The organism is Cellvibrio sp. PSBB023, from assembly GCF_002007605.1.
Taxonomy (GTDB): domain Bacteria; phylum Pseudomonadota; class Gammaproteobacteria; order Pseudomonadales; family Cellvibrionaceae; genus Cellvibrio.
Genome location: NZ_CP019799.1, coordinates 4608780 through 4633293 on the forward strand (window position 1 = coordinate 4608780; position 24514 = coordinate 4633293).

Sequence of the window (24514 nt, forward strand, 5' to 3'; positions counted from 1 at the left end):
GCGATGGATACTATTTTAAGCGTGCAATTAATTCGGTATTGGCTACTTGCAGCGCCTGCCGCTCTATTAATAATTGCAGGCATTCATCTATCAGCAAATCTACATCATCACCTAATACCACTGTTTGGGCGGCAAATGCTGCCGAACGTAACGCTCGTCTTAGGCTTTGGGGATTTTCACCGCCACCAACAACAATATTTTCACGTGTCGAAATGATGTCGAAGTTTGCATGACTAACGAACTGCAAAACCTCGTCCAGCGGATGATGATACATCGCCAACGGAGCATCTTTCAGACGGTTTCGCCAAGCGGGACGGTCAAAGACTTCCTGCAAGGTATCCCGCAGGGCAAATCCTTGTGCACGGGGTTGGCCACAGCTCCACTGCAACACCAAATGGCCATCAGGCGCTACGGTATTCGTTAATTGCTGCAGGGTGGGGCGCACATCCTCCAGCCAATGAATCATCCAACAAGTTGTAACCAGCTCGTAGTGGCGCGGAGTAAGATTGAGTTGGCGTGCATCGCATACATTAAGCGTAACAGGTAAGCCATGGCAGCGTTTCCGTGCCGCCAAAACCATTGATTCAGATACGTCATTCCCATCGACTTGCCAACCGCAACGGGCAAGCGCTTCAACAAGCCGCCCGCTGCCACAACCGACATCGACTGCGCGACCTGGTGGTAGATCACTCCAAACGCCAATAGAGGCTAGTGCCTGATAGGCGGCTTGAAACTGACCATCGTTACCTGCTTCATATTCATTGGCGAGCCACTGCGGTGCGAGACTGGTTGGTTCGCTCGCAGATTGATGGTGGGTATTATTTGTGGGTTCGCAAAGGGCATCTTCAGTCATGATATTAATATTCCTTGTGTGTTGGTCTGCTGGCGGGATTGTTGAATGTGAGTGATAAGTTGTTGGCGCGCGATCTTGCCAACTGCGGTTAGTGGCAGTTGATCTACAAATTCCAACCGGTCTGGCAACATGAATCGTGCAATGCCTTCCTCGGTAAGAAAGGCGCGTACTTCGCTCAATGTTGGTTTTGGTGTGGCTTCATCAAGTACCAGAACAGCACATACTTGCTCGCCAAGTCGTTCGCAGGGTAAGCCGATGACTGCGACATCCCGAATCGCATCCAGTTGTGCCAGCAATGCTTCCAGCGCTTCTACGGATACAGTTTCGGCGCCACGACGAATAACTTCTCGGAGACGTCCTTCGACTACCAAATGCCCGGAACTGAGTTGCCGCACTAAATCGCCTGAGCGGTAATAACCATCCTCGGTGAAGCTGCGGCGATTAACCTCGTCTGCTTTGTAATAGCCTCGCAAGGTGTAGGGGCCGCGTGTCCAGAGCTCTCCTTGTTTCCCGCGAGGAACATCTTCACCATCGGCATCAACTATGCGGATTTCATCAAGTGGTGAGAGTGGGTGGCCTTGTGTTCCCTGTATTAACAGATCAGGATCCGAGGACCGTGTGTAGTTAAGAAGCCCCTCGGCCATCCCGAATACTTGTTGTAACGCACAGCCGAGTTCAGGGCGGATGCGACGAGCTGTGCCCATATCAAGCCGTGCGCCACCCACTTGCAACAAGCGTAAGCTATTTGGTGGCGGGCCCATTTTACTCGCGTATTCAAGCCAGACTCGCACCAACGGCGGTACGAGAGCTGTTACCGTCACACCGGCTCGTGCTATGTATTCAAAGGCTGTTTCCGGGCTTGGGGAGGGACACATGACTATGCTTGCTCCGCTATTTAATGCGCCGAGCAATCCAGGGCAGGCCAGCGGAAAGTTGTGCGCTGCTGGTAGTGCCACCAGATAACAATCACTTGGGCCAAGTTCGCAAACCCCGGCACTGGCGGCCGCGTTATACAGATAATCGCGATGGGTGCGAGGAATCAGCTTGGGTAGGCCGGTTGTGCCGCCGGAACACAGCAATAATGCGATGCCTGCAGGATCAACAAAATGTCCGGGCAGTTTTTCATTGCTGATATTGTCTTTGAGTAAAGAGGCAAGTGTGAGGTGAGGCCCTGCGTCAGTCGTGTCGATGATAATGTGTTCGAGCTCTGGAATTGCATGGCGCAACTGATTGCCCAGCGCCTGAAAATCCATACCTGCTTCACCTTCACTGGCGAGCCAGGCACGCGCATTGGTCAGGCGAACAAAATGTTCAATTTCACGGCGTCTGTGTCCCGGCAGGGCCATCACTGGAATAACCCCCAGTTCAAGTAATGCAAAGAGGGTGACAATAAAAGCATTGCTATTACCCATTTGCAGAACAACGCGGTCACCGCGCGATAAGCCAATATCCGCTAGCCCAAATGCCAGACGTTTAATCTGCTGTAATAATTCCCCGCCTGATAATACTTGCCATGGTGTTGCTGCGAATCCCGGGCCGCTCAATACAGTGTCTTGTTGACGACACAATAATTTGGTTTCAAGCCATTGCGTCAGATTTGCTTCGCCCCAAATGCCGTTGCGACGATAATGTTCAATCAATGCTGGTGGCCAGGGCGTCAAACCATCGAAAGCTGGATCTGTATTTTTCATGATGCGGCCTCATCAAATTCAGCGATCAGTGCTTCATCATCAAGCGCCATAATTTCACAATAAATGGTAGCAATATGGGCGATGTGCTCAGGGTCTCCGCTGGTGCTGATGACCTCTGCCAGGCCGGCAATCGTGGGTGAGTTAAATAAGCGTTGCATGTCCAGTGCGGCAACACCAAAAATTTCACGCAGTTGTGCAACCAGGGTATTCGCCAGCACCGAATCTCCCCCTGCCGCAAACAAATTCTGGTGAATATTATTGCCATCACCGCCAATAACAGCGCACCAAACGGAAGCTACTGCTCGTTCTATTGGCGTCCTGGGGGCTGCAGCAGGTTTATTTTGTAGTGTCGGGGCATAACAGGTGACTTGCGGGCGCACGCGTTCTGTTGGTAATGCGTCTGCAAGGCAGTTCGACCAGGCTACTTCCGTAGCGGCAAGTGCCTCAACCGATTGACGGAAAAATGTAAACATTACATCCAGAACGCCATCGACAAATGCGTCTTCACGGCAATCCCAATTGAGTAACAATCCATCATCCAGTTCGGTAACTTGGGTATCGAGTAAAACCTGTGGGCCTTGCGAGATAATCCATATTGGATCACCAAACACACGTCTGACGGCAGGATCGAATAATTCCCCTAAATTAAGCGCGCTAGTAAAAACTACTGGTGCAATTACCTGCCGTCCTTTCAGGCGGCCGAGATCGCGCAGCACTTGTACGCCGTTATATTCAGCGTGAGTGACATCCTGATGCAGCCGGTGTTGAACATGTTTGGCTCGCTCATGGAATGCATCGCGTCCGCTTAGATCAACATCGAGCATCACTGAACTACTGAAGTCACCAACGACACCTGATAAATCCTGATTGCCCATTGGGCGGAGGAAGAGTGGAACATTGAGCAGGAAACGGGGTTCGCTGCTCCAGCCCGCCAGTGTTTCGGCTAATACGGTTGCCAATACTGCTGCCGGCGTCAAGCCGCGCTGAAGGCATTGTGCGTAGAGCTGGCTACGCAGCTCAGGCGAGAAATAAAAATGACGTCGTGTGGTCTGGGGGTGGCTATAGGGCGAATTATTCAATGGTAGCTGTGGCCCCTCCGGTAGCTCACTCAAGCGATCATGCCACCATTTTCCATCGGTTTCTTTGACGGTTGGCCAGCGCTTTTCACTTGCTTCGCGAAAATCCCGATAGGTAGCAACCAGTGGTGGTAAAACGGTATCGATATTTTCATAAAGCAAGGCTAATTCACGTAGCAGCGTTCGGTAGCTAACGGCGTCGGCGGCAATCATGTCCACATCCAAATGCAATCGACTGCTGCCGTCAGGTAGCAGGCTGAGCGCAGCGGCGAGCACTTCGCCTGCCTCAATGTTAAGCATTTGTGATGAATAAAGATGGCGTGTTGCGTCAAGTTGTTCGTTGGCTTTTTCTGTCGTTGTTTTGCGCAAGTCGTTAACTTTTAGCGGTATTACTTGCTCAACAGGTAAGTGAAGTTGTTTGCCGTCGGTTGTCACTTTCAAGCGTAATGATGGGTGACGTTCTGCTAATTTTCGCAAGGCACTCGACAGGCGTTCCGGATTGATACTGTGTCCGTTAGTTGTATCGATACGGCGTTGAAATTCGGTGTAAAGGTGAGCAGATACTCCACCGAGTGGTTGCTTTGGATCGCGCCCCAACCAATAGGCGTATTGCATGGGGGCCAGGGCAAATGGCTCATTATGTTGTGTGGGTTTGCGTGTTGTTAGTTTGTTGTTTATTGAGCCCTGCGTATGTGCAGATGGTGTCAATGGTAAGGAGAGATGACGTACCCACGCGTTAGCACGTGGCTCATGAGCCAGTGTTGCAAAATCGACTTGGTGCCCGGCTGAACGCCAAAAGGCGACGAACCCCATGAGTGTTATGGAGTCCAGACCTGCAGCAAAGAGGTCGGTATCGGCAGACAGGGTATCCGCATCGACATTCAGTTTTACGGCAACCAGCGTGAGTATTTCATTCAGTAATTTTTGTGACACTAATGCATCATTCATACAGGCAATCTCCTTCTCTATTTTTCGTGTGTGATGATTGGGTTGTAACGGTCAGTCGCGCATGCAGCAAATCCAGTCGTCGCTGATGTGAGTTCTGGTGTTGTTGCGATCGCCAATGTTGTAGCAACGCCGATTGATCGAGTTTTCCATTGACGGTTAATGGCAGAGTCTCGAGATAAAGAAATGTGGAAGGCAAGCAGTGCACAGGAAGTTGTGCGGTGAGGTAGTGACGCAGTGTTAATGCATCGGGCAGGGCACTCATGTTTGGCTTGGCAATCAAGAATGCGATTAGTCCATCAGCAGTTTGTGCATTGTTGGATGGTTGAGGGAGTATGGCGCAGCGTTGAATCGCAGGGTGTGTTTCAATGGCGGCTTCAACTTCGGCGGGTTCAATGCGAAAACCACGAACTTTCAATTGTCGATCAGCACGCCCAACATAAAATAGTTGGCCTTCACGCCTTATGGCTAAATCTCCAGATCGGTATAAGCGCTCTCCTGGTTGGAAGGGGTTGGCAATAAAGCGGCTTGCTGTCAAATCCGGTCGCCCTAAATAACCCAATGCCAGTTGTTGTCCTCCAACATACATTTCGCCGGGCTCTCCGTCGGCAACATGGCTCAAGGTGTTATCCAGCAAATAAACGTCAAGCCCCGGAATCGCTTCACCGATTGGACTGCCATCTGTCTCAGCCATGTTTGGTGTCAGTTCAATCCAGGTGACATGAACGGTTGTCTCGGTAATACCATACATATTAATCAGTCGAGGTTGCCCCGGTGAATAACATGTCCACCAGCGCTTGATCTGGTGCATGTTGAGCGCCTCGCCGCCAAAAATGACGTTGCGTAATGCCAGTGCTGGCGCACCTTGTGCACCTATGCGACTTTCGGTTTGGGTTAACGCATAAAATGCAGAAGGCGTTTGATTCAGAATTGTGACCTGTTCTTCGCGCAACAGTGTGGAAAACGAATCAGGTGACCAGGCAATATCTTGAGGGACTATGCACAAGCGTCCGCCAGTCGTGAGCGCTCCCCATATTTCCCACACCGAAAAGTCGAAGGCGAGTGAATGGAACAGTGTCCATACATCAGTGTGATCACAGCGAAGTTTGGGGATCACCGCATCAAGTAGGCTTATCACTTGATGGTGGCCTACAGCTACACCTTTTGGTTTGCCGGTGGAGCCGGAGGTAAAAATAATATAGGCAATGGTTAATGGATTACCGGTGTCTGTGTTGTTCAGTGATGGAAGGGCGCTGCGCTCTGAATCAGCTATTGTTCGTGTGATGGATAAGCTCTCATGGGTATCTACCCATAAAACCCGTTTACTCAAGGACTCTGGAAGCCCTGTCTCCCATAAACGATCACAGATATCGGGCTGTGTGAGCAGGCAAATGGGGTTGCTGGATTCAAGCATCCATTCGACCCGCTCCACAGGATAATTGGGGTCTATAGGCACGTATCCTGCCCCCGCTTTCAGTATCGCTAACAGTTGGATTACCTGATCCAAACCGCGAGGTAGCATCAGCGCCACTAAATCGCCAGGACAAATACCGGCTGAGCGTAATTGTTCCGCGCTTGCATTCGCTTTCTGATTGAGTTGCTGATATGTCAAATGTTGGTTTCGGTAGCTCAGCGCAATCCGTTGTGGCCAATGTGCTGTTTGCTGTTCAAAACGGCCATGCAAACTATCGTTGTGTGCATATAAGGTTTTTTTATCCTGCGTCATGATGCCTTGGCTCCATCTGTTTGCCGCAGGGAATAGGGGCGTAAATCTGTCCAGTGAGTGGACAGCCAGTCCAGGCAATGCTGGCGCGATGTTGGCCCCAAGGTGTGGTGCCAACCATTGGGAATGGGCAGCATGTCCGGCCATAGTGAGTACTGGTATTCATCATTGACTAAAACCAGAAATGTAAGCGAATCATCGTCAAATACACTGTCACTCATGCTCAGTCTCCATGTGAGTTGTAAGTAGCGTCGGGGGTGTGCGCGTTGTGGGCCGGAGAATGGGCTGCGCTCATGGCGTTTGATGAGAGTCCATTAACCAGTTGTTGAAGCTGGTGTTTGAAGCTATCCAGTAAATTGCTGGCATCACGGGGTGTGATGGCGAGTGGGTCATAACACAGTCGAAGAGTGATTGAGTCTCCGGGGTAGATGAACAAGCCTGCAACCTGTCCGATGGAATCTCGCCAGCGCTGTTCTCGCACTAAGGACAGGGGATTTCTGGGTGAGATAGCTGCAGGCACAGGGGTTATGGATGCATGGGCTTCCATTTTTGCGTCGGCGTCGAGCGCATTTTCGATGATGAGCAAGGTATCGAAAAACTCACCAAAACGATGAGCGACTGCCAGGTTATCCAGCCTTACAGGTGCTTGTGCCTGCCATTCAAACTGCCGGGCTTGCAGCGCTTGCAACTGCGCTTCAATCGATTGTGGATTTGCCGTATCAATACGCAAAGGAAGTAATTGCGTTACCAGACCAACAAGAGATGTCACACCATCAATAGGGATAGCGCGCCCGGAATCAAATAAGCCGAAAACAACATCGGCGTGGCCAAGCTTAACTGCCAATGTTTTTGCCCAGGCTAATTGATAGAGCGATGCAGACGATACTCCGGCGGCTCTCACGGCATTAATTAAATCCCTGCTGTGGTGCGGAGAGATTGCAGCGCACACATCCTTGCTGGGGCTGCGTGTATGGCGAGAGGGGCGTAATAATGATGGGAGGGCTAATCCTTGCAAACTGTTGTTCCAATAGCACTGGGCGAGATGGCGCTCTTGGGTTTGTAACTCATCAAGATAATTTGTCCACCTCAATAAGGGTTCTTCTGTTGGGGGCATGCCACAGGCGCCGCCCAGCCATTCATTCAGGATGCGAGGTACGGACCAGCCATCCAATAACAAATGATGGCTGTTGACCAACAATCGCCAATGATTATCTGTGTGGCGTATTGCCATAAAGCGCAATAGTGGTGGCCGATGGAGTTGGAAGCGGTGCTGATACCACTCTTCGCGCAACGGAATGAGCAGCTCCTCTTGCTCTGCTATTGGTTTATGGCGCCAATCCAGACTTTGCCAATCAAGGTTTACTGCGTGTGGAATAAAGGTTGCTGCCTGATTAGGCAAAAATCCTGCGCGCAATGCCTGATGCCGGACGAAAAGTTGCGCGGCACTTTCCTGCAACGATAGGTTGGTAATTGGCAATTCGGGTGTTGATACAAGGTGCAGCTCCAACTGCGTTGTCCAGGGGTCGTTTTCTTCGTCGCATTGCCGCAGCATTTCATATTGCAGTGGCGTCACTTCCTTGAGTTCGGTGTGTTGGGTATCGATGGGTATTGAGTGCGGCGATTTTTTTTGCGTGCTGTCCTCGTCGGCTAGCTGATCAAACAATTGCTGTAGTGTTGCGAACAATGTTTGTAACGATGCAGAGTTGATAGTGGCGGCAGGTCCCATTGCATCAAATTGCAAGACACGGTAGTCGTCACGGTAACAATAGTGTGCACTGACATCCAGGTCATGGAGTAATGGCCAATGATCTCCGCAGGACTCTACCAACACATCCATACGTGGTTGTGGTGTCCAGCAGGTTGGTTTGCCTGAAGTTCCAATATCACCCAGGAAATTAAAACCCAGTTGCCATTCACGCGTTGTTGATGATTCCGCTAACCCTGATTTGTTTTTTGTGCTGTCAATTTCACTGCACCATTGACGCAGGAGTTGGCTTAAGGATTCTGCATCTTCACTGGATGTGTCGAGCATAGGCAATGGCAGCAGATGCTCCCTGGCAAACCATCCTACCGTGCGTGACAGATCCTGATTGGGTGTATTGGGAACGCGCCCATGATGCTCCAATACCAGGTTAAGAGACGATTGTTCGGGAATCAGCCTGGCCTGCATCACGGCTAATGCCGTCAGAGCGGGTAGCAGGCTGGATAATGGCAACCCGAGGCGCCGTGAAATTGCAGCGGCAGGACATTGCCCCTCATGCAGGGGGAGTTCCCAGCTCATCCGCTCTGCGGTGGCGAGCGTGCCATGGTATATGGCGGGGACTATTTGCGTGTGAAGGGCGGGGTCTAATCCGGCAGACCAATTTCTCCATGCCGTGGCAACTGGTGGCAAATGAATTGGTTGATGCCGCTCTTGCGCTAAACGTCCCAATGCAAGATCGCTAGCGAGTATATGCCAGGAGCTGGCATCCATGACCAGATGGTTGATTGCCAGCCACAGCGTGGATTGATTGTCTGGTCCATCGTATAAGCGTGTTGCGGCAAGCATAACGCCTTGTGTTGGATCCAGTGCATCGCACAACTGCCTTGCCAGTCTGCCTGCGTGTGTATCGTCACGATTGGTTGCTCCTTGCAACTGCTGTAACTGCACCGGGGGCGAATCGTCGATGGCAGGGATTGCTAATACGGGCAGTGAATCTGCAGGCCTGATCAAACGCGCTCGCAACAAGGCGTGACGTTGCAGCAATGCATTGAGTAATGCTTCCAGTTCATCGTCGGTGATGGTGGATGGCAACGGCAGGCTGACAATTTGGGCAAAGCGCTGTAGCGGAATATCCAGTGACAGGTAGCGCGCCATCAAGGGGGTTGGCAGGGCCAGGCCTGTATCGGCATTGTCGTGTGTATTGGTAAATGATATTCCTTGGCTATCGGGTGATACCAATAGCGGCGCGAGCCTGGCAACCGAACGCGAGTCGAAAACTTGCCGTGCAGTCAAGGTGATGCCATCGCGGCGGGCAAGGCTCACCAATTTAATCACAGCAATACTGTCGCCGCCCAACTCGAAAAAACCGTCATCGATACTCACCTGTTCCAGCCCCAGCACGGTCGCAAAGAGTAGGCAAAGTTTTTGCTCAAGTGCAGTGCGAGGCATGCGCCCGGGTGCAGTGTCCAATCCCTCCGGCATTACCAGCGCCCGGCGATTAATTTTGCCGTTAGGTAAGTGGGGGAGTTTTGGTAAGGGGATGACAAATGCAGGCAGTAAGTGCGCTGGAAGGTTGTTGGCAAGCCGTTGAAGTAAAGTATCGGCATCAAGTGCGCGTGTTGATCGTTCTGCTTGATTTGCGCTATCGCCGGTTTCGACAAAACACAGCAATTGCATTGTGCCCACACTATTTTTTCGCGCGACAACCGCACAGGGGAGCTGCACCAATTTTTCTACCGTGGCTTCCACTTCCAGTGGCTCTACCCGGAATCCCCGAACTTTTACTTGCTCATCGATGCGCCCAATGTAATCCAGTCGACCGTCCGGCAACCAGCGCACACGATCACCGGTGCGGTACAAGCGCGTGCCGGGCTGACCATGTGGATTAGCAATAAATTGCGTGGCTGTGAGGTCGCCGCGCTGCAGATAGCCACGCGCCAAACCTGCGCCAGCAATTGCCAATTCACCCGCTACTCCGGGAGGGGCAAGTTGTAAGCAAGAATCCAGAACATAGACTTGTGCACCCGCAATGGGCCCACCAATATTTGGCGGACTACCTGTGTCTGCCTTGGCAATCATCGAGTCTACACATGCCTCTGTGGGACCGTAGAGATTAAAACCCGCGGTGTTTTCCAGTGTGAGGATGCGATCCCAAAGAGCTTGTTTTACCGATTCGCCACCAAAGGCGAGGATGGTGGGTAGGTGAGCTGGCAGGTGTTGCCCACTGGCATCGGTAAGGCCGGATTGTAACCACGGCAACACTTCATCCAGCATGCCCGGCGTCAATTCAATAAAATCCAGACGACGTAAAATAATTTCACGAGCTAATGCAATCGGATCCTGCATGGTATCAACATCCAGCAGATGCAATGTATGGCCGTCAATCATCCACAAGGTTGGTTGCCATGAAGCATCAAATGCCAATGACCAAGCGTGACCAATTTGTAATGGAGCGTTGGCAGTCCGTCGGTAGGCTTCGTGATACAAATCATTGCGATGGCTAGTGAGCAAATTAACAAAGGCAGAGTGAGGGACAACAACGCCTTTAGGTGCTCCAGTGGAGCCGGATGTAAATACAATGCACACCGGGTGAGCGGATTGTAATGGGCTGCGACGTTCAGTGTTGGAGAGATCATTATTTGCCAGCCCTAACGCTTCAGCGGCCTTTTCCGCTACCGCCAGGCTAATAGAGTTCTCCATTGCAGAGTGCTCTAGCGCGTCTACAAACTGTAATACAGGCTGCGCCAGCGTGATGACGCGATGAATGTATTCGGCTGGGTAGGATGGATCGATAGGGACGAAGGCCGCGCCCGCTTTGAGTATTGCTAACATCGCAACAAACCATTCAGACCGACGGGGTAAAGCAATAGTAATGCGATCTTCAGGGCCGATGCCTTGAGCAACGAGCCAGCGCGCCAATTTATTGGCCCGTGCATTCAATTGCGCAAACGATATTCCCCGTTGCGGCAGCTGTTGATTTTCTACACCGAGCGACAAGCTAGCCAATGCTATGGCATCGGGTAGTTTACGAACCCTATTCTCAAAACATTCGACTAATGTTTTTTCACTGCTTGGAAGAGCAGCACGTGTGCCCCAGGAAATTAATTGTGAGTATTCTTCGGGTAATAGCACACTGTGTGCTGACAATCGTGTGTCGGGTGTTGTCACACATGTCTCAAACAGGCGCACCAATCGGCGCATATGGTTTTGCACCGTGCCCTGCTGGTATAGGGCGCGACGCCAGGTGGCTTGAAGCTGCAAATTGCCATCGTGAAGTAATGCATCAAACGATAAATCGATTTGCGAGGTGCCATTGAAATGTTTTTTCCAATGTACTTCCAGACCATCCATGGTTGGTGATTCCATTCCATGGCTAAGAAAGGTCACCATGGTATCCAATAACGGATTGCGCGTTGCGCCGCGAGCAATATGCAAATGATCCAGTAAATGCTCAAAAGGAATCTCGGCATGCGCAAATGCTAAGCGACATTGTTTTGCGCAATGATGGGCAAGCTCGCGAAAACTCCAGTGGCTTGCAATCGAAAAACGCAAGGGCACAACATTGCCAAAATTGCCAATAGCGTTATTGAGCTCAGGCAGGTTTCGATGAGAAGCAATGGTTCCAATGGTGATTTCCGAAGCGCGAGACAGGCGTGTCATCAATAAAGCAATAACAGCGATGATGACTTCAAACGGCGTTAATTGTTCTTGTGTAGAAAATGTGAGAAATGTTGCGGTTACATTTTTATCTAAAGATTCAGTACACCATTCGCCAGATTCATCATCAACAATGCCTCGTTCAAAATCACGGGGGAAATCCAATGGTTCAGGTAGGGGCGATAGTTGCAATTCCCAGAAAGCCAATGCTGCTGCACGTTTTTCTGAATTAATGTCCCATTGCAATCTATGCCAATAGGCAAAGTCCACATATTGCAATGGAATTGGTAGGGGGTGGTCGTGCTGCGCTCTGAGAAAAAGATTGTAACCAGTGGCCAGCTCATGTGAAAAAATGCCAAATGAAGGCCCATCCCAAACAATATGCTGGCCAACCATCACCAATACATGGTGTGCATGATTTAGCTTTACAAGCACCAGCCTTAATGGGCTTTTAGACATTAGATCAAAAGGTGCTGTGCTGGCTTGTTGTGCAATCGCTTGTAAACCTATTTCCTGCTCGGCAGGTAAACATTTACTGATGTCTTCTGTATGCCAATCGGGGGGAAGGTGCGGCAGAATTTTTTGCCGTGCATTACCATTCTCATCAACATAATAAGTCGTTCGAAATATGCTGTGCCGCTGTGTGATTTTCTCCGCACTGTGCTGTAGGGCGACGGCATCCAGATTGCCGTGTAAATGCCACAAGACACAAACATTATAGGCCGAGGCGGCTGGATCCAGTCTGTGTAAAAACCACATTCTTTCTTGTGCATTTGAAAGTGGTATCTCCCTATTTTCAGGTGCAACGGGAATAGTGCGCCCAGCGATTCCATCGTTTTTTCCAAGTGCATCATTAGCCAAAAGCAGCCCGCGTGATGCTGCCAAACGCTGTGCCAGTTTCCGTCTTAATTCATCTGTTGCCATTGTCACATCCCGTTGCAAAAACAATCTTAATCTACATGAAAAATTGTGTCATTTAATAAACTTAATGCTAGTTGTAATTAAAATAATAATCATTTACATTTGAAAATGTACACAAGATTTTCAAAAAAATATTGTTTTGTCGCTTAAATCATTAAGGAGCCTTGCAGAGATGACAGTTGATATATTGGAACCATCAAAAAGCTTCGTATTTACCCAATCACAACGGCTCGAATATGCCGCCGCTCTCGCCAACAGTAATATGTTTCATGATTATTTAATTTATGAGCAGGGTGGCGAGTGTTGGTTTGGTGGTGGCGTAGTACGTTCAATTACTTTGTTTGCAGATCGCTTGGAAAGTCGTGATGGCGATGTAACAACAACTCATAAAGTGAATAGCGAAGATCTCTGTCAGGCACTTTCCAAAGAATTGGCAAGGTGGCCTGGCCAATGGCAGGCCGGTGGTTGGGCGTGCTTTGAGTTGGCATACGCACTGAAAGCTCCTCATTTATTGACAGAGGAGGAGCGGATGGGAGCTGTTCCTCTTCTGTATCTTTGTCAGCCTGAAGTTTCTGTGTCATTAAACAAAGATGCCACTCGTGTTGTAACAGAGAGTCCGCATTTGGAGCGACAAGTGAAAGCGTTGCTAAATCGCTTGCCATCCCAGCCTGGGTACTCCGCCGCAAGTGTGGAAATTACAGATGACCCAATGTATCTGGATGCTGTTAGCAAGGCATTGGATAGCATTCATGATCGAACACTTGAGAAAGTAATTCTCTCACGAAAGTTAATACTTGATTTTACACCGGATTTTGTCACTACCTGGTTGCTTGGCCGTCGGCAAAATAATCCGTCGCGCTCATTTTCATTACGCCTTGCAGGTTGGCAGGCGAGTGGATTTAGTCCTGAAATTGTCGTGTCTGTTGACAGGAATGGCTGCGTCACTACTGAGCCGCTTGCTGGAACCCGGCGTATGGATGGTTTAGCCAATGAGGATTTGTTGCGTTTTAATGAATTGTATAGTGATCCAAAAGAAACTCATGAACATGCAATTTCAGTGCGTTTGTCGTTTAGTGAAATGCAGGAGGTGTGCACATCATCAACCGTGGCAGTTCGTCAGTTTATGGAGCGAAAAGAGCGCGGTTCAGTGCAGCATCTTGCTTCAACAGTGTGTGGCGAATTAAAAGCTGACTTCAACGCATGGCACGCATTTGCCAGTTTGTTTCCTGCCGTTACGGCTTCTGGTATTCCAAAGCGAGAGTCATTTGCAGAAATTCGTCGTCATGAAAATGAGAGTCGTGGTCTTTATGCCGGGGCCGTTTTACGTGTTGGTCATGATGGCGCGTTGGATGCGGCACTTGTATTGCGCAGCTTATTAGGCCATAAACAAAAAGCATGGTTACAAGCTGGTGCTGGTGTTGTTGGTGCCTCTCACCCTGAACGAGAACTGATGGAGACAACAGAAAAACTAGGCAGTGTTGCTCCTTGGGTTGTGAAACCTGCCCAATAATATTATGGGGTGATTAGGAAATAATCGAGCTGCAGAATATTTGATTTCGGTTTTACAAAAAAACATAGGCAGAGATAATGGAAAATTCTAAGGAATCAGTAATTTATGATCTGGTTGGCGTTGGATGCGGCCCATCAAATCTTGCTTTGGCTATTGCTTTGGATGAAAAGAAAGAACGTTATCAAGCATTGAATGCGGTTTTTCTTGAGAAGCAAGCCAGTTATTGCTGGCATGGCAATACCATGACAAGCCAAAGTGATTTGCAGATATCCTTTTTGAAGGATTTGGTTTCGTTGCGCTCTCCTACAAGTCCATTTTCATTTATTAATTATTTACACGCACATGGTCGGTTGGTTGATTTCATCAATTTGGGAACGTTTTATCCAAGCCGCCTTGAGTTTAATGATTATCTGTGTTGGGTTGCCCGCCATTTCTCCCGACAATGTTGTTATGGCGAAGAGGTGATCTCGATAGTGCCAGTGATATCACATGGAGAGGTAAAAACATTGAATGTACTTTCATGTGATAGTCACGGTAAAAAAACGGTGCGTGAAACACGATCTTTGGTGGTTAGTGCAGGTGGATCACCTAATATTCCGGAGATATTTCAGCGTTGCGGGACGGATAAACGAATTTTTCATCACGCTCATTATTTGTCTGCAATGACTGATATAAAGCAGAGCGGTATTGCTCCTTTGAGAGTAGCAATTGTTGGTGCTGGGCAGAGTGCTGCTGAGGTGTTTTTGGATTTGGATAACAACTATCCTTCTGCCAAGGTGGATTTAATTACCAGAAGTTTCTCACTAAAACCTGCCGATTCCAGTCCCTTTGTTAATGAAGTGTTCGCTCCTGCTGCGACTGATCTCGTATTCAAGCAATCCTCTGCCGAGCGTGAGCAGTGGTTGCGCGAATACCGGCACACCAATTATGCCGCTGTAGATATGCCTATGATTGAGCAGATATATCGCATCCTTTACAAGCAAAAAGTATCTGGTGTTATTCGTCATTCATTTCGCAGTTCAAGCGTGATTGATGGTGTGAACACCACAAACAAATGTGTTGAGTTATCGATTAATAATCTTGCTACCGGTGCGCGAGAGCACCATGAATATGATGTCGTGATATTGGCGACCGGTTATCAACGCCAGAAACACCGCGAATTGCTTGCGCCGTTAGGCGAATTTATGAATGGCTGTGAGGTTGATCGTAACTATCAAGTAAAAATGAGGGAAAACTTCCATGTACCTATTTTCCTTCAGGGGTACTGTGAGTCCACTCATGGATTAAGTGACACATTGTTGTCTGTGCTGGCTATTCGCTCAGATGAAATATCATCTTCACTCTATGCTTTGCTGGGAAAGGCAAGGCACAACTCTAAAACCTCTACCCACAATCTGGATGCGATAGAGTTACTTTGATGGCAGTTGACCTTAGCAACAGCGAATCTGATCGCTAGCGTCGTTTAAACCGAATCGCCGTGCCGCCGCCGGGCTTTAAATCCAGCTCTAGCGTCGTTTTGGCGGTGACGTTCATGCGTTTAATTTCATAGGACTCAGGGTTGGTTTCCCAGTCGGCATCTTTGCCGTCGCGGTAGATCTGCGCTTCATAGCGCGCCTTGGGGTCAAGGAAATCCAGTTTGACCTTGAGCTGGCGTCCGTCCTGATTGGTGATGGCGCCCAGGTACCAATCCGGGCTGCGTTTGTCCTGTCGCGCGACTACCAAATACTCGCCCGCTTCACCTTGTAATGCGCGGCTCTGTTTCCAGTCGGTGGGGACATCGTCGATAAATTGGAAAGCGGGGTGACCGGCATAGTTCTCGGGTAAATCTGCCACCATTTGCAGCGGGCTGTAAATCACCACGTAGAGCGCCAGTTGATTGGCAAGGGTGGAGGGCACGCGGTTGTGGGGGCGATGTTTTTTGTAGTCGAAGTTGAAAATGCCGGGGGTGAAATCAGTCGGGCCGGACAGGCCACGGGTGAAGGGGATAATAGTCGTGTGGTCGGGCAGGTTGCCGGTGTCCGGGCTGCCGCCGTTGTACTCCATGCCGCGTACACACTCGCGGGTCATGAGGTTGGGGTAGGTGCGGCGCAAGCCGGTATCGGTCACGGTTTCATGGGCGTTAACCATCACCTTGTGCTGCGCGGCGCTATCCACCACGCGTTGGAAATGGTTGACCATGTATTGGCCGTGGTGCCATTGGTCGCCGTCGATACGCGTGCCCACGTAGCCCATTTTCACGCTGTGGATGCCGAGTTTTTCGTAGTAGTCAAAGGCCGCGTCCATCTGTTGTTCGTAGTAGGTCACACCGGCAGCGGTTTCGTGGTGGCCGATAATTGCCACGCCTTTATCGCGGGCGTAACGGGTGACTTCCTCCAGATCCAAGCCGACTACCGGTTCATCAAAAATAAAGGTCGGTGCACGTTTCCACCACTCGCCTTCCCAGCCCTTGTTCCAGCCTTCGATGAGTACACCGCTAATGTCGTGCTGTGCGGCAAAGTCGATGTATTCCTTGGCGCGAGCGGTAGTGGCGCCTTGTTTGGGGCCGGGGCTCCAATCCTTTTCGCCAATGTGCATCTCCCACCAAATGCCCATGTATTTACCGGGTTTAATGTAGCTGTTGTCGGCTGTAAGACTTTCCGGTGCGGGCGCTTCGTTCAGGTTTAAGGTCAAGTAAGAGTTGAGCAGGTCGATGGCCTTGGGCGCAATTTGAATCGTGCGCCAGGGGGATTGCATGGGAGCGGCGGTGCGTACCTTGTCGCCATTGGGCCAGGGCACCAAATCCACCTTCAGGGTTTTGGTGTTATCGCTCATCAGGCGCAGGGTCATGCTGGCGTAGTTCACCAGGGCGGCCTCGTGAATGGCCAAGGCATAGTGGCGCGCTTCCAACGTAATGGGCGTGAAGGCGACATCCACCGAGCTGAGGGCCGATTTCAAATACTGGTATTCCGGCCCCCAGTTGCGATAAGCGGGCAACCACCAGGTGTGGCTGTTTTCAGCCAGCGCAAATTCAGTGAGTTCATCCTCAATCACAAATTGTGTGAGGTTTTGTTGGGCGGGAATTTCGTAGCGCAGGCCTATGCCATCATTAAAGGCGCGGATGACCAGTGTTAATCGCCGCTGGCTGGCGGTGGTTTCAATCAGTTCCAGCCGCAATTCGCGGTAGTGCTCGTTGATGGTTTGCTGTTCGCCCCAAGGCTGTTGCCAGTTCTGGTTGTATTCGCGCTCGTGTTGTTTGAGCAGCGCCATGTGCTCGCCCAATGCCTGTTGCCCTTTGATTTTCAGCCCGAGCCGGGAGCTATTCATCACCGCTCTGCCGACGTAATCAACTTGGTAAAACAGCCCGTCGGGGCGCAGATCTACCTGCAGTTGGATCTGTTTATCCGGCGAGCTAAGCGAATAACGGGATGCGGTTTCGGCGTGAGTCAGGCTTGCCAGCAGGGCAAGGGCGCAGCCAAAAAAGATAAATGAAAAGCCGTTGCGCATCTGGATATCCTCGCGGCAAGGGGGATGTGTCGTCCCGTTTTTATGGTTTAGGTTGTTTTCTGTAAATTATTAAACCAATGTTATTAAGTGTGGGCAAGTGAATCTGCAACCGGTTGTATGGTTATTGTTAAAAAAACAACTTATGATGCCAAATGGCTTGGATAAGACTTTCACCTGTGACGACTTTTGCTATGACCACACCGGAACCACCCGTAAAGAAATCGACGCTGAAGATGACCGACCTTGCACGTATGGCCGGAGTGTCCAAATCGACTGTATCCCGCGCCCTGCAAAACAGTGAGCTGGTGAATTTGGAGACGCGTGAAAAAATTCAGGCACTGGCCAAAGAGCATAACTATCGCCTGAACACCCAGGCGCGCAATTTTCGCCTGAAAGAATCGCTCACTATTGGTGTGGTTATCCCCTCGGCCGAGAATGCCCGCTGGCAAATTACCGACCCCTTCTTTCTGGAATTGCTGGGTTCTATCTCCTTCTGTTTGATTGAGCAGGGGCACGAAATGCTGCTGTCAGGCTTGAGTCTGCATGCTGTCGCCAGTGGTCACGACGGCCTGCGCCGTATTAACTGCGACGGGTTGATTGTGATGGGGCAGGCTGACTGCCATGAGGATTTGAACCGCATTGCCGATGGGCATACGCCTGTGGTGGTGTGGGGTGCCAAGTTGCCGGATCAACGCTATTGCACTGTGGGCGGGGACAATGTGCGAGGTGGTTTTATTGCTACCCGCCACTTGTTGGAGCAGGGCTGCAAGCAGGTGGCGATTATCGGCGATTGGGGTTCACCTGAAGGGCAGTTGCGCTATGAAGGCTACCGTCAGGCCTTATTGGCGGCAAATATCGCTCCGCAGCCCGCGTTGGAAATGGGGGTTGGCAACACACGTGACGCCCATCGCCAGGCCACCTTGAAACTGCTCGCCAGCGGCCACCCGTTTGACGGGCTATTTTGCCTGAGCGACGCCATGGCCATGGCGGCGATCAGTGCGCTCAATGAGCATGGGGTGGCCGTACCCCATAAAGTGGCAGTTGTGGGGTATGACGATATCTCCCTGGCGCGCTACTACACCCCATCCATCACCACGGTATATCAGGATCGTGAGCTTGGTGGTCGTTGGCTGGTAGAAAAACTGCTGAAAATTATTGATGGCGATAATGTGGAATCTGCACTCTTGCCTACCGAATTGGTGCCGCGCAATACAAGTCTTCGCGAAGCATTGAATAGAAATATTTAAGATTCACTAGCCCAGAGTCGAGCTAGTGAATATCACTTGATTACTGTCTATCAATAAAACGTTTGAAGCCTGTTGCAGCATCATCGTGATAATTTTTTACAATTTGAGGGACTGAATTATCGAAAGGGCCAAGACCTAAGGATTTTCGCTTTTCCTCCAGTTCAGAATATATTTCTGCACCTCTCGCTTTGATATATTCATCATCTTCAGGCGTTAATTCGAGCTTTGATCTGGTTCGGTTAACTTGCTCCAATACCTCTCTATCACCACGAATCAAAGCCACTTGATAAATCGAAAGCGCCTCAAGCATTTCCTTTTTATAAAGTTGCTCACCATCTTCACCTTGGAACCTTGAAAAGCTTGGGTCAGTTGAAGCCATGATTCCAGCCCACTCTAACGCCTGCGAAGACCCGAGAACGGCTGCCTCAAGATATATGTTGACGATATCTTGTTTTTTGCCGGTACCTTCGGAAACTTTCAATCTGGCAAGTTGATAGAGAGCCTTAATATCACCGCCTTGAGCTAGTTGTTTAATAGTCTCAGCACTGTAACTTTTGTACATGTCCAAATCAGCGGCTGAGTAATATCCTCTACTTTCCTTCCACTTCTCAACCTCTTCAAAATTAGCTGGCGAATGCCATGGATTTACAGCATTCGCTAATTTCTCAGTCTCGATAGGATCAGCTTCTAATTTTTCCTGATCATCGTTGGTTTCGCGGCTGATATTTTCTTTTTCAGGATTTTGATTAAATACTGTATTACTTGGATTTAAAGCTTCAGTCGTTTCTGTAGTTTCATATTTAGGTTTGAACCAAAGATAACTAGCAAAAGCGACCATGGCTACAACAATAATGAGCACTGTAGTTTTTAGATTTTGCATGGCCTTTCCGAAAAAATTCTGATTTTAATTACACTGAATTTGTTTAATACAGAGTGATTTGTTTGTGGCGAGAAACAGATCGCAATTGGAAACAAAAAATATCAAATTGATCCATTAGTCTCGCATAGCAAAAAACCTGCTGGATTGCCAATCTCCATATTTTATTAATTAATAGATGCTGACAACGAAAAATATTTTCGCTTTTCAATTGAGAAAAACGAGGTTTTTTTAAATTTAACCCAGATAGGAGAAGTGTTGGCAGTGAGAATGCCGGTCAACGCTATGCCAGGGTGTAAGGCTCCTACCACAGGAATGAGCTCTTAACACTCAGTATTCTCCGAAACGGGTAAAAAGCCCCTGCAACAATTCTGCAGGGACTAATTAAACTGGAGCTGGTACTACAGGCCGAGCTCCGACAGACCGGGATGATCATCCGGGCGGCGCCCCTGTGGCCAGTGGAATTTGCGCTCGCTTTCTTTGATGGGCATGTCGTTCACGCAGGCAAACCGGCGATGCATCAAACCATCTGCTTCGAATTCCCAGTTTTCATTTCCGTAAGAGCGGAACCAGTTACCGGAATCATCGTGCCATTCGTAGGCATAACGTACGGCGATGCGGTTCTCCGTGAAGGCCCAGAGTTCTTTGATCAGGCGATAATCGAGCTCTTTCTTCCATTTGCGCGTGAGGAACGCCTTGGCTTCTTCACGGTTGGTGGCGAACTCGGCGCGGTTGCGCCATTTGGTATCCAGGGTATAAGCCAGCGAAACTTTCTCGGCGTCGCGGCTGTTCCAGCCATCTTCAGCAAGTCTCACTTTTTCAATCGCAGTTTCGCGAGTGAAAGGCGGAAGTGGTGGGCGAGTTTGGGCATTAGGCATGATAGTGCCTCCAGTAATTTGGATGGATAAGTTAGGGAGTGTCTTTTGGAGCCCAGGCCTTTATCAGGCCTGTTTTAACAGCATCTGCGCAACTTCCCGTGCGCTGTCGGCGGCACTGTAATCGCCCATGACTCGCGCCATAGTGATTGCACCTTCGATCAGAACGAGCAACTGTTTAGCTAATGCCTGCGGTTGCCCAATATTCAACTGCTCAGTTAATTCGAGCGTGTACTCCAACAACTTTTCTTTATGCAGTTTTGCTAGCTGACGAATGGGGGAGTCAGGATCGCCAACTTCCCCAGCCGTGTTGATGAAAGCGCAGCCGCGAAAGCCGTCTGATTCGAACCAGCCTTTGAGGACGGTGAACATACTCAGTATGCGATCTTGCGGCGTATCTGCTTTGTTGCACTCAGTTTTAAACCAGTACATCCAGCGTATATCTCGCGCCTTAAGTGCGGCTTCCGCTATATCGTCTTTAGTTACGAAATAGCGATAAATGCTTTTCCGGGCTACGCCTGACGTTCTCACTAGAAGATCCATGCCTGTTGCATGAATTCCATTCTGGTAGATGAGCTGTTCAGCGGTTGCGAGGATTTTTTCTCGGGTGTCGGTAGTTGTCTTGTTCATGGGTCTAATGTAGAACGATCGTTCTCCCTCGTCAAGCGATATTAACAAGCTAGGGGGTATCCCACTCCCCCAACAGGTTGCGCAACGCCGCCGGCTCCATAAATTGCTCAATAATTGTTCTCAAATAGCAACTAATGTAACCACTGTGGCTTTTTGTCGCTTAATGCAACCGGTTGTTTCTTTGCGTAGCACTGGATTAGTCGCTTTCATGGATAGCCCTGTAACCTTCAGTAGCATCGATAAATATTTTTTGAACTTTTTTGGCATTCCCCTTCATTTGCTCTAAATTACAACCGGTTGCAAAGCATTTTTGCAGCCTATAAAAACATCGGGAGAGAGACATGAAACACAGCACATTATTCAGGCCGGCGTTGTTGTCATTAGCAGTTGCAGCAGCGACGGCGGGTTCAGGAACAGTTTTAGCGCAGGAATCGAAGGCTCAAGATAACTCTAATCTGGAAGAGGTGATGGTCACCGGTATCCGCGCAAGCTTGATGCGCGCCCAGTCGATGAAAATGGAGAACACCTCCATTTCCGAGGCGCTGGCTGCGGAAGATATTGGTAAGTTGCCAGACTCATCTATCGCCGAGTCCCTGGCGCGCTTGCCCGGTTTGGCCGGTGAGCGTCGCGGCGGACGCGTGAGCGGTATTTCTGTTCGCGGCTTTAAGGAAGACTTTGTGGGCACCACCCTGAACGGCCGCGAGCTGTTGGGCATTGGCGACAACCGCGGTGCAGAATACGATTTGTATCCCTCTGAAATTATGTCGGGCGCGGTGATTTACAAATCGGCCGAAGCCAAGTTAACCACCACCGGTATCGGCGGTACCGTGGATTTACGCACCGCGCGCCCACTGGATGTATCGCCCACCGTCACCATCAATGGTTCCTATGAATTGAACTCACAGGGTTCCGATAACCCGGAGTTCGATGACAATGGCAGCCGCTATGCCATTGGCTTCTCGCAAAAGTTTGCCGACGACACCATTGGCCTGGCCATGGCCTATGCCTCTACCGAATCGCCCACCAACCAACGTAAATACGGTGTGTGGGGTTACAGTGAAGACGAAGATTCCGGCCGCTTTGCGCCAACGGGTCTGGATATTATGGCTATCTCCTCGGTGTTGGAGCGCGACACTGTGTCTGCGATTTTCCAATACCGTCCCAATGAAGATCTGGATATCGTGATCGATGCTCTGGATATCGATTACAAAGATTACGGTGTGATTCGCGGTTTCATCGAACCCTTCTCCATCGGCACCATCACCGCCGGTTCTGGCCCCTTTGACGCCACTGGTACCCAGGTGAATGCCAACCCGGTATTGCGCACCGACCCCAAAGAAATTCTAGGCGATCTGCAAACCGTAGGCCTGAACCTCAAGTACAAACTGAACGATGTCTGGTCGATTCATTTGGATGTGGCAGACAGCGAATCCAGCAAAACCGATACCCGTGGCGAAAGTTATGCAGGCTTGGGGCGCTCAGGTTCTTTGACCAACAGCCAACTCGGTTCACGTGACTTTGTGATGAGCCAGGGCGGTGTGTTCTTTACCGGTATTAGCGGTATGGATTTCAGCGACTTCGATGCCATCAAACTTACCGGCCCACAAGGTTGGGGCGGTTCATTGGCTGCCGAGGCGGATGTATTTGCCTCTAACGTGCAAAAAGCGGCAGGCGGTGGCGTCTACACCTATGAAAACGCGCAGGACGGTTTCCTGAATAGCGGCCGTTTTGATGAGTCTCTGACTACGGTTAAGTTTGAAGTAGCCGCCGAGCTTGATACCAATTTCCTCACTGGCGTGACACTGGGCGCCTACTACAGCGACCGCGAAAAGTCCAAAGTGAACGACGGCTTCTTCGCCACCTCGCCAACCTATCCCTATGGCAATGGTACGGGCGTAGTGGATGAAGTGATTCCTGAGAAATACCGTTTGGGTCTGGCAGATTTAACTTGGGCTGGTTTGGGCATGGTGGTGGCCTATGACGGCTACGCGCCCTATAAAGATGGCTACTACTATCAAACCTCTGCGGCAACGCTGGAGCCGGATCGCTTGGGCGATACCTACATCATCAACGAAAAAGTCACCACTTTTTACGTACAGGGTGATTTCAACACCGATGTAAACGGCTTCAATGTGTTTGGTAACGCCGGTTTGCAAGTGGTGGATACCGACCAATCATCCAGCGGTTATATCGGCCTGGTGGATGAAACCTTCTCGGTTGACCCCAACAGAACCGCCGAAGGTGGCGCCAGCTACACCAAAGTGTTGCCCAGCTTAAACCTGAGTGTGGAAGTGGCTGAATCCCAGTTTGTGCGTTTTGGTGCATCCAAAACCATCAGCCGCGCCCGTATCGACCAGATGAAAGCCTCGGGCTTTGTGAAGTACGACCAAAATATCGACATCTTGCTGTCGGAAGACTACACCGCCGAAACCCCATGGTCCAAGTTCCAGGGCGCGCCTACTTTGCGTCCTTTTGAATCCAACAACCTGGACTTGGCCTATGAAAAATACTTCGCGGAAGACGGTTATGTATCGGTGAGCTACTTCTACAAAGACTTGGTGAACTGGACACGTGAAGGTCAAACCGTTATTGATTTCACTAACGATGCCACCAACGGCGGCGCTAACTATTACATCCCGGCGTTCCACAATAAAACCGTGCAAACCGACGGTACCTATGGCCCGAATGATGTATTCCTGACGGCAGGCACCGTGGTCGCACCGGCGCAATTCCAGGGCTATTCCTCCTCCTTTGAAGATGGCCTGAAAGGCAAGGTGGATGGTTGGGAGTTAACGGCTAACGTGCCGCTGAGCCTGGTGAGCGATATGTTGGACGGTTTTGGTTTTGCCGCGTCTGGCTCCTTCATCGATGCCAAATTGGATGACGGCTCTGCCATTCCCGGTCAATCCGACGAGGTTTACTCGCTGACGGTTTACTACGCTGTGAACGGTTTTGAAGTGCGTGTGGCCGGTACTGACCGCAGTGACTTCTTAACCTATCAGCGCGGTGGCAGTAACAAAATCGAAAATGCCAATCGTAAAGGCGTGCAGTTGATTGACGCCCAAATCAGTTACGATTTCTCGGAATCCAGCATCACTTATCTGAACGGTTTGCGCGTGTCGCTGCAAGGCACCAACCTGACCGATGAAGACGAAGAAGATGTAGGTGAAGACGGCATAGTTAGCGCGCGTCGCGAGTTTGGTCCAACCTATATGGTTAACGTGAACTACTCCTTCTAAGGTTGGCGCGCGTTACTGGTCAGGAAAACCTCACAGAGCAATCTGTGAGGTTTTTTTGCAAACAGCGAATAAAAAAACATCTGCC

Annotated in this window: 14 protein-coding genes; 4 read left to right on the forward strand and 10 right to left on the reverse strand. The window is 50.1% G+C overall.

What is annotated here, in order from left to right:
* Window positions 1-10: 10 nt before the first annotated feature.
* Genes B0D95_RS19925 through B0D95_RS19950 form a run of 6 tightly spaced genes read right to left on the reverse strand, consistent with a single transcriptional unit; the run spans window position 11 to window position 12571 of the window.
* Window positions 11-853, reverse strand: a complete 843-nt coding sequence (locus tag B0D95_RS19925; RefSeq protein WP_078045504.1) for a bifunctional 2-polyprenyl-6-hydroxyphenol methylase/3-demethylubiquinol 3-O-methyltransferase UbiG — start codon at window positions 851-853, stop codon at window positions 11-13.
* Window positions 850-2544, reverse strand: a complete 1695-nt coding sequence (locus B0D95_RS19930) for a (2,3-dihydroxybenzoyl)adenylate synthase (protein WP_078045505.1) — start codon at window positions 2542-2544, stop codon at window positions 850-852. The genes B0D95_RS19925 and B0D95_RS19930 overlap by 4 nt, the downstream gene beginning before the upstream one ends.
* Complete coding sequence (locus B0D95_RS19935; protein ID WP_078045506.1) at window positions 2541-4568, reverse strand: condensation domain-containing protein; 2028 nt, start codon at window positions 4566-4568, stop codon at window positions 2541-2543. Before B0D95_RS19935 ends, B0D95_RS19930 begins: the two co-directional genes overlap by 4 nt.
* Window positions 4561-6291, reverse strand: a complete 1731-nt coding sequence (locus tag B0D95_RS19940; RefSeq protein ID WP_078045507.1) for an amino acid adenylation domain-containing protein — start codon at window positions 6289-6291, stop codon at window positions 4561-4563. The genes B0D95_RS19935 and B0D95_RS19940 overlap by 8 nt, the downstream gene beginning before the upstream one ends.
* Entirely contained in the window at window positions 6288-6509 is a 222-nt protein-coding gene (locus tag B0D95_RS19945; RefSeq protein ID WP_078045508.1) for an MbtH family NRPS accessory protein, read from the reverse strand. The genes B0D95_RS19940 and B0D95_RS19945 overlap by 4 nt, the downstream gene beginning before the upstream one ends.
* Before the next feature lie 2 nt (window positions 6510-6511).
* The gene (locus tag B0D95_RS19950; protein ID WP_078045509.1) at window positions 6512-12571 is read right to left on the reverse strand and encodes a non-ribosomal peptide synthetase; all 6060 of its coding nucleotides are present in this window, start codon (window positions 12569-12571) and stop codon (window positions 6512-6514) included.
* Window positions 12572-12740: 169 nt separating this feature from the next.
* On the opposite strand from B0D95_RS19950, the gene B0D95_RS19955 reads away from it, so the two are divergent.
* Complete coding sequence (locus tag B0D95_RS19955) at window positions 12741-14078, forward strand: salicylate synthase (RefSeq protein ID WP_078045510.1); 1338 nt, start codon at window positions 12741-12743, stop codon at window positions 14076-14078.
* Window positions 14079-14155: 77 nt separating this feature from the next.
* Complete coding sequence (locus B0D95_RS19960; RefSeq protein WP_078045511.1) at window positions 14156-15496, forward strand: lysine N(6)-hydroxylase/L-ornithine N(5)-oxygenase family protein; 1341 nt, start codon at window positions 14156-14158, stop codon at window positions 15494-15496.
* A 34-nt stretch (window positions 15497-15530) separates the two neighbouring features.
* Here B0D95_RS19960 and B0D95_RS19965 read toward each other — a convergent pair whose 3' ends face one another.
* Window positions 15531-17561 (reverse strand): glycoside hydrolase family 97 protein, encoded by a 2031-nt coding sequence (locus B0D95_RS19965; protein WP_078045512.1) that lies wholly within the window; start codon window positions 17559-17561, stop codon window positions 15531-15533.
* A gap of 176 nt (window positions 17562-17737) precedes the next feature.
* On the opposite strand from B0D95_RS19965, the gene B0D95_RS19970 reads away from it, so the two are divergent.
* On the forward strand, window positions 17738-18808 hold the full coding sequence (locus tag B0D95_RS19970) for a LacI family DNA-binding transcriptional regulator (protein ID WP_246841666.1): 1071 nt from the start codon (window positions 17738-17740) through the stop codon (window positions 18806-18808).
* 40 nt (window positions 18809-18848) lie between these two features.
* Here B0D95_RS19970 and B0D95_RS19975 read toward each other — a convergent pair whose 3' ends face one another.
* The 3 genes from B0D95_RS19975 to B0D95_RS19985 all read right to left on the reverse strand — a co-directional run bounded on the left by B0D95_RS19975 (window position 18849) and on the right by B0D95_RS19985 (window position 21190).
* Window positions 18849-19688: a hypothetical protein gene (locus B0D95_RS19975; RefSeq protein ID WP_078045514.1), complete on the reverse strand. Its 840-nt coding sequence runs from the start codon at window positions 19686-19688 to the stop codon at window positions 18849-18851.
* Between the two features lie 398 nt (window positions 19689-20086).
* A complete protein-coding gene (locus tag B0D95_RS19980; protein WP_078045515.1) occupies window positions 20087-20563 on the reverse strand; it encodes a nuclear transport factor 2 family protein in 477 nt (158 codons plus the stop codon).
* Between the two features lie 63 nt (window positions 20564-20626).
* Window positions 20627-21190 (reverse strand): TetR/AcrR family transcriptional regulator, encoded by a 564-nt coding sequence (locus tag B0D95_RS19985; protein ID WP_078045516.1) that lies wholly within the window; start codon window positions 21188-21190, stop codon window positions 20627-20629.
* A 341-nt stretch (window positions 21191-21531) separates the two neighbouring features.
* Here B0D95_RS19985 and B0D95_RS19990 point away from each other — a divergent pair, with 341 nt between their 5' ends.
* Window positions 21532-24429, forward strand: coding sequence for a TonB-dependent receptor (locus tag B0D95_RS19990; RefSeq protein ID WP_078045517.1), 2898 nt, complete (start codon window positions 21532-21534; stop codon window positions 24427-24429).
* The last annotated feature ends 85 nt before the right edge of the window (window positions 24430-24514 follow it).

What these genes read in the sequence shown, in the direction of transcription:
- B0D95_RS19925 (WP_078045504.1), bottom strand. Translation starts at nt 853, where the DNA reads ATGACTGAAGATGCCCTTTGCGAACCCACAAATAATACCCACCATCAA.
- B0D95_RS19930 (WP_078045505.1), bottom strand. Translation starts at nt 2,544, where the DNA reads ATGAAAAATACAGATCCAGCTTTCGATGGTTTGACGCCCTGGCCACCA.
- B0D95_RS19935 (WP_078045506.1), bottom strand. Translation starts at nt 4,568, where the DNA reads ATGAATGATGCATTAGTGTCACAAAAATTACTGAATGAAATACTCACG.
- B0D95_RS19940 (WP_078045507.1), bottom strand. Translation starts at nt 6,291, where the DNA reads ATGACGCAGGATAAAAAAACCTTATATGCACACAACGATAGTTTGCAT.
- B0D95_RS19945 (WP_078045508.1), bottom strand. Translation starts at nt 6,509, where the DNA reads ATGAGTGACAGTGTATTTGACGATGATTCGCTTACATTTCTGGTTTTA.
- B0D95_RS19950 (WP_078045509.1), bottom strand. Translation starts at nt 12,571, where the DNA reads ATGGCAACAGATGAATTAAGACGGAAACTGGCACAGCGTTTGGCAGCA.
- B0D95_RS19955 (WP_078045510.1), top strand. Translation starts at nt 12,741, where the DNA reads ATGACAGTTGATATATTGGAACCATCAAAAAGCTTCGTATTTACCCAA.
- B0D95_RS19960 (WP_078045511.1), top strand. Translation starts at nt 14,156, where the DNA reads ATGGAAAATTCTAAGGAATCAGTAATTTATGATCTGGTTGGCGTTGGA.
- B0D95_RS19965 (WP_078045512.1), bottom strand. Translation starts at nt 17,561, where the DNA reads ATGCGCAACGGCTTTTCATTTATCTTTTTTGGCTGCGCCCTTGCCCTG.
- B0D95_RS19975 (WP_078045514.1), bottom strand. Translation starts at nt 19,688, where the DNA reads ATGCAAAATCTAAAAACTACAGTGCTCATTATTGTTGTAGCCATGGTC.
- B0D95_RS19980 (WP_078045515.1), bottom strand. Translation starts at nt 20,563, where the DNA reads ATGCCTAATGCCCAAACTCGCCCACCACTTCCGCCTTTCACTCGCGAA.
- B0D95_RS19985 (WP_078045516.1), bottom strand. Translation starts at nt 21,190, where the DNA reads ATGAACAAGACAACTACCGACACCCGAGAAAAAATCCTCGCAACCGCT.
- B0D95_RS19990 (WP_078045517.1), top strand. Translation starts at nt 21,532, where the DNA reads ATGAAACACAGCACATTATTCAGGCCGGCGTTGTTGTCATTAGCAGTT.